This is a genomic window from Nostocoides sp. (assembly GCF_035343835.1).
Classification (GTDB): Bacteria; Actinomycetota; Actinomycetes; order Actinomycetales; family Dermatophilaceae; genus Nostocoides_A; species Nostocoides_A vanveenii.
Genome location: NZ_DAOQZV010000246.1, coordinates 1 through 4,503, shown reverse-complemented (window position 1 = coordinate 4,503; position 4,503 = coordinate 1). Strand labels below are relative to the sequence as shown.

The following is a 4,503-nucleotide window of genomic DNA, read 5'->3' as shown; positions in this document are numbered from 1 at the left end:
GGTGCCGCCGCCGAGGTCGAGGACTCGCAGGGGGCGGCCGAGCTCGCGCTGGCGCTCGGCGACGAGCTCGGAGACGGTGGCCCAGATGGCGGCTGTGCGCAGCCCGGTCTCCACTCCCCGGCGGGGTCGGCGGCGCGGCTGTTCGGTCATGCCGGTGAGTCTATTTGCCCCCGCCGACAGCCGGTGCCGGCGCCTCCGGGGACCTTTGGCGCGCCCGGGGGCCCCGAGAATGGCCTCGATTCAGTCCTGGGAGAAGACGGTTGCTTCGTCCGGCCATAGCGGGCCACCGGCAGGCTCGCGACGAGGCGCGGGCCCTCGAAATACGTCGATGACGATGTCGATCGACCCGTCCGGCGCGAAGGCTGCGGCATAGCGGGCGGTGAGGGCGGAATCGTCATACGTCCGGTCGTCGCCGGTGGTGGTGTCGATGGTGAGGCTGGGCCTGGGGAACCCCCTGGGTCGGATGAACGTGAATCGGATGGCCACGTGATACTCGGTATACGCCATCGGGTGGCGGCTGACCAGTCGGCGCGCGGCCGGCCAGGGTCGGATCGGTGGCACGCCCGACGCACGTGGGGGCTGGTGCCGAACAGCGGGTCCGTTCACCAACCGGAGGAGCCAGGGCTGGCGTGCCACAACTTGCGGCCCTGGTGCCGAACAGCGAGCCCGTTCACCAGCCGGAGGAGCCCGGGCTGGCGTGCCACAACTTGCGGCCCTGCTGCTGGATGCTCTCGCCCGGGGGGCGAGTGTCGGCATACGGGCTCTGCTGGAAGCCGGAAGCGTGCACCAGCACGCGGCGCCGGCCGCCGGACTCGGCCACGCCGCTGCGTCGCTCTGTGACCGGGTTGCCGCGCGCGTCGAGCGGGATGTCGGTGTCCGCCATCATGGCGCGCACCGCGTCGATGCCGTCGGCCTGCCACGCCTCCCACAGCGCCGTCAACTCCCACGCCCCGGTCGCCCGCAATGAGATGCCGCGCGCACCGGTGCGGCGGGTGATCCCCCGCACCAGCAGCAGCCAGGTATGGAAGACGGTCTCGGCATACGGGCCTTGGACGTCCTCGAAGAAAGTCGAGTCCGACGGGCCGGTGCCGTCCTCCAGAGTCAGGAAGACGACCCGCCGCCCGGAGCGGATCGGCGGCGTCTGCGTCGCGACCTTCACCCCGGCGACCAAGACCGTCGCATTGCTGCGCTGCCCCAACAGATCCTTGCTCGGTGTCACCCCGAGCGCGCGCAGCATCGGCGCGTAGAAATCCATCACGTGCCCCGTCGCATCGAGGCCGAGAATGTCGAGCTCGGCCCGAATGCGCTCGGGGACAGCCATATCCGGCAACCCCGACCCTGCCGTCAGCTGCGGCTCGTCGCCGAGGTCGAGGGCGAGTTGGACCGGCTCGGGTCGCACCGGCGCCGCTGCCTGCGACTGCGCCGCCGCCAGATCGCGTGGGTCCACCCACACCTCGGGCCGTCGCGCCACGTCGCTCGACCCGACACCGTCGCGTCGAGAGTCGGCGACACGCCGAACGGAGCTGCCCGTATGCGGCGTGTCGCCACCTCTCGACGCCGCAACCGGGCGGGCCCGGCGCCGGCCGGTGCGCAGCCCGCGATCCCAGCGGTCGAGTTCGGCGACGCCGAGCAGCAGGTCGCGCCGGGTGATCCGGCCGTGCCGTCCCAGGCCCCCCGCGCTGGCGGACATGCCGTACATCGCATCGAAAGCCCCAGCGAGGACGAGCTTCTCCAGGACCGGCCGCGAGACCTGGGCGCGGTGAAAGAAGTCGGCCAGGCTGGCATACGGCTGGCCGGCGACGACACGCGCGACTTCGGCGGCGCTGATGCCGCTGACATCGGCGAGCGAGAGCCGGATGCCCCAGCCGCGGCCGTCGGCGGTGTCGGGGTCGAGGTCCGGCGCGGGATGCCAGCCGTCGGCGTCGAGCGTGGGAGTTTCGTCGTCGAGGCGTTCGGCGCGATAAGTATCGCCGGAGGCGTTGACGTCGAGACCGAGGACGGCGATGCCGTGGACGCGAGCGTCGTCGAGGATCAGGCGCTTGGGATACATCCCCGGGTCGTGGGTCAGCACGCCGGCGAGAAAGTGCGCCGGATAGTGGGTCTTGAGCCAGGCGCTCTGATAGGTCGGCAGCGCGAAGGCCGCCGCGTGCGCCTTGCAGAAGCCGAAGGAGGCAAAGGCCTTCAGGACCGCCCAGATCCGGTCCCGGTGCTCGGGGCCGTAACCGCGCGCCTGCGCCGCCGGCCGCCACCAGCACTCGATCTCCTCGATGCCCTTGGGGCTGCCCATCGCCCGGCGCACCTCGTCGGACTGGGCCAGCGAGACCCCGGTCGTCTCGGCGATGATCCGCAGCATCTGCTCGTGGAAGACGACGACGCCCTCGGTCTCTTGCAGGGCCGGGATGAGGCTCGGGTGCAGGAATTGCGCCTCGCTCCACCCGTGCCGGGCTTCGAGGAAGGGCCGGATCATGTCGGACTTGACCGGCCCGGGGCGAAAGAGCGAGATATCGATGATCAGGTCCTCGAAACGGACTGGCCCGAACTTGCCGATCAGCTCCCGCTGCCCCGGGCTCTCGATCTGGAAGCAGCCGAGGGTGTGCGTGGTGCGGATCATCGCAAAGGTCGGCTCGTCATCGAGCGGCACCTGGGTGCGGTCGTCGAGATCGACGCGCTCGCCAGTGGTGCGGTCGATCTCGGCCACGGCATACGCCATCGAGGACTGCATCCGGATGCCGAGGACATCGAGCTTGAGCAGGCCGAGGGCCTCGACATCGTCCTTGTCGAACTGGCTCATCGGGAAGCCGAGCCAACTCGCCTCGACCGGTGTGCGATCGAGCAGCGTGGCATTGGAGAGGATCACCCCGCACGGGTGCAGGGCGATATGGCGCGGCAGGCCGTCGAGCTTCTCGACGAGGTCGAAGAGCGTGGCGAGTTGGGTGCTGTCGAGCCCGCGGGCGCGCAGCTCGGGCAGGTCGGCGATCGCCTGGCGGGCATCGCGCGCGCGGATGTGCGGGAAGGCCTTGGCGATCTCGTCGACCTCGACGGGCGGCATACCGAGCGCGGCGCCGACATCGCGGACGGCGTGCCGGACCTTGTAGGTGTCCATCATCGACACGCACGTGACTCGCTCGCCGCCGAAGCGGTCGAGGATCGCCTCGTAGATCTCGGTGCGGCGCGCGGACTCGACGTCGATGTCGATATCGGGCAGTTCGGCGCGCAGCGGGGAGCAGAAACGCTCCATCAGCAGGTCGTAGCGCACCGGGTCGATGCCGCTGATCCCGAGCAGATAGTTGACCAGGCTGCCCGCGCCCGATCCGCGCGCGGCGACCCGGACGCCGCGCTCGCGGATCAGGTCGACGACCTTGGCGACGGTCATGAAGTAGGTCGGATAGCCCAGTGCCGCAACGACATTCAGCTCGTCATCGAGGCGCGCCTCGACGATGCGGAGTTCACTCTCGCTCGCATCGGGATAGCGCGTCAGGACGGCGGCGCGGCAGCGTTCGGCGAGCACCTGCTGCGGATCCACACCGGCCGGTATGCCGACGACCGCCGGCTCGGGCAGGTGGACCGCACCGATCCCGAGGTCGTGCCGGGGATGCTGCGCGCACCGCATGGCCAGGGCGTGGGTGTCGGCGATCAGGCGGTTGGCGCGGTCGTTGCTCGTGTGGCCGGCGCGCTCGGCGACCTCACGGGCGATCCGGTGCATCGTCGCAGTGGTCGCGAGGTGGCCGGCCTCGGAGACCCGGTCGAGATGGCGGCGATCGAGCAGCACGAGTCGCCGGGCGGCATCGAGGACATCGACGATCCGCGCGTCGACCGGGTCGATGTGCCGGACGGCGGCGGTGAGGATTGCCGGTATGCCGGCCTCGTCGGCGAGCGCGAGCATCCGCGCGGCGTGGTTGCGCGACCCGGACGTGCCGTCGGGGCCGCCGTGACAGACGATCTCGACGACCAGGCCGTCGCGGGGCAGGAGCGCGCGCCAGGCCGCGAGGAGGGCGCGGGCGGTCGTGCGGTCCTTGCGCAGCACGGCCCGGCCGACGTCGGAGTCGGGGCCGAGCAGTGCTATCAAACGTGCCGGTTCACGCTCTTGGTTGTCGTTACCGCGGGGTGGAGGGTGGGGGGTCGTGGCGAAAATCCATCCGGCGTCAGTCGCATCGCGACCTCCGCCTCCCGCCAGACCCAGCCATCGCCCCGACCTCCCATCCCCCGCCCCGCTCGGGATACGCCCTTCCGGCTCCCTCGTCCCCTCGGTCCCCGCCAGCAAGTCCGCGGGGTTGACCGGCGCCGGCCCGCCCGCGAATCTGGCGACCTGCCAGGGGGTGCTGATCGGGTTGCCGCGCTCGCCGCGCAGGTGGGTGTCGGTGACCATGCGGCACAAGGCGGCCCAGCCCTGGCTCGAGGTCAGGCCGGTCGCGGGGCCGTGGGCACCGGAACCATTGGCCAGCACTGTGATGCGCGGCAGGCGCGGGTCGACGATCGCGCCGCCCCGGGCCGGGGTGCGTGGCG

The 4,503-nt window shown here is 71.3% G+C and carries 2 protein-coding genes; both read right to left on the bottom strand.

Annotation, left to right across the window (positions count from 1 at the left end; all coding sequences use genetic code 11):
* Positions 1-240 precede the first annotated feature (240 nt).
* Complete coding sequence (locus PKH97_RS14020; RefSeq protein WP_324388162.1) at positions 241-507, bottom strand: hypothetical protein; 267 nt, start codon at positions 505-507, stop codon at positions 241-243.
* A gap of 163 nt (positions 508-670) precedes the next feature.
* Positions 671-4,503: DNA polymerase III subunit alpha (gene dnaE / locus PKH97_RS14015; protein WP_324388161.1), on the bottom strand; the 3,833-nt coding region annotated here is incomplete at its 5' end.

Excerpts from the sequence above, each read along its gene's own strand:
- PKH97_RS14020 (WP_324388162.1), bottom strand. The coding sequence starts at position 507 with ATGGCGTATACCGAGTATCACGTGGCCATCCGATTCACGTTCATCCGA.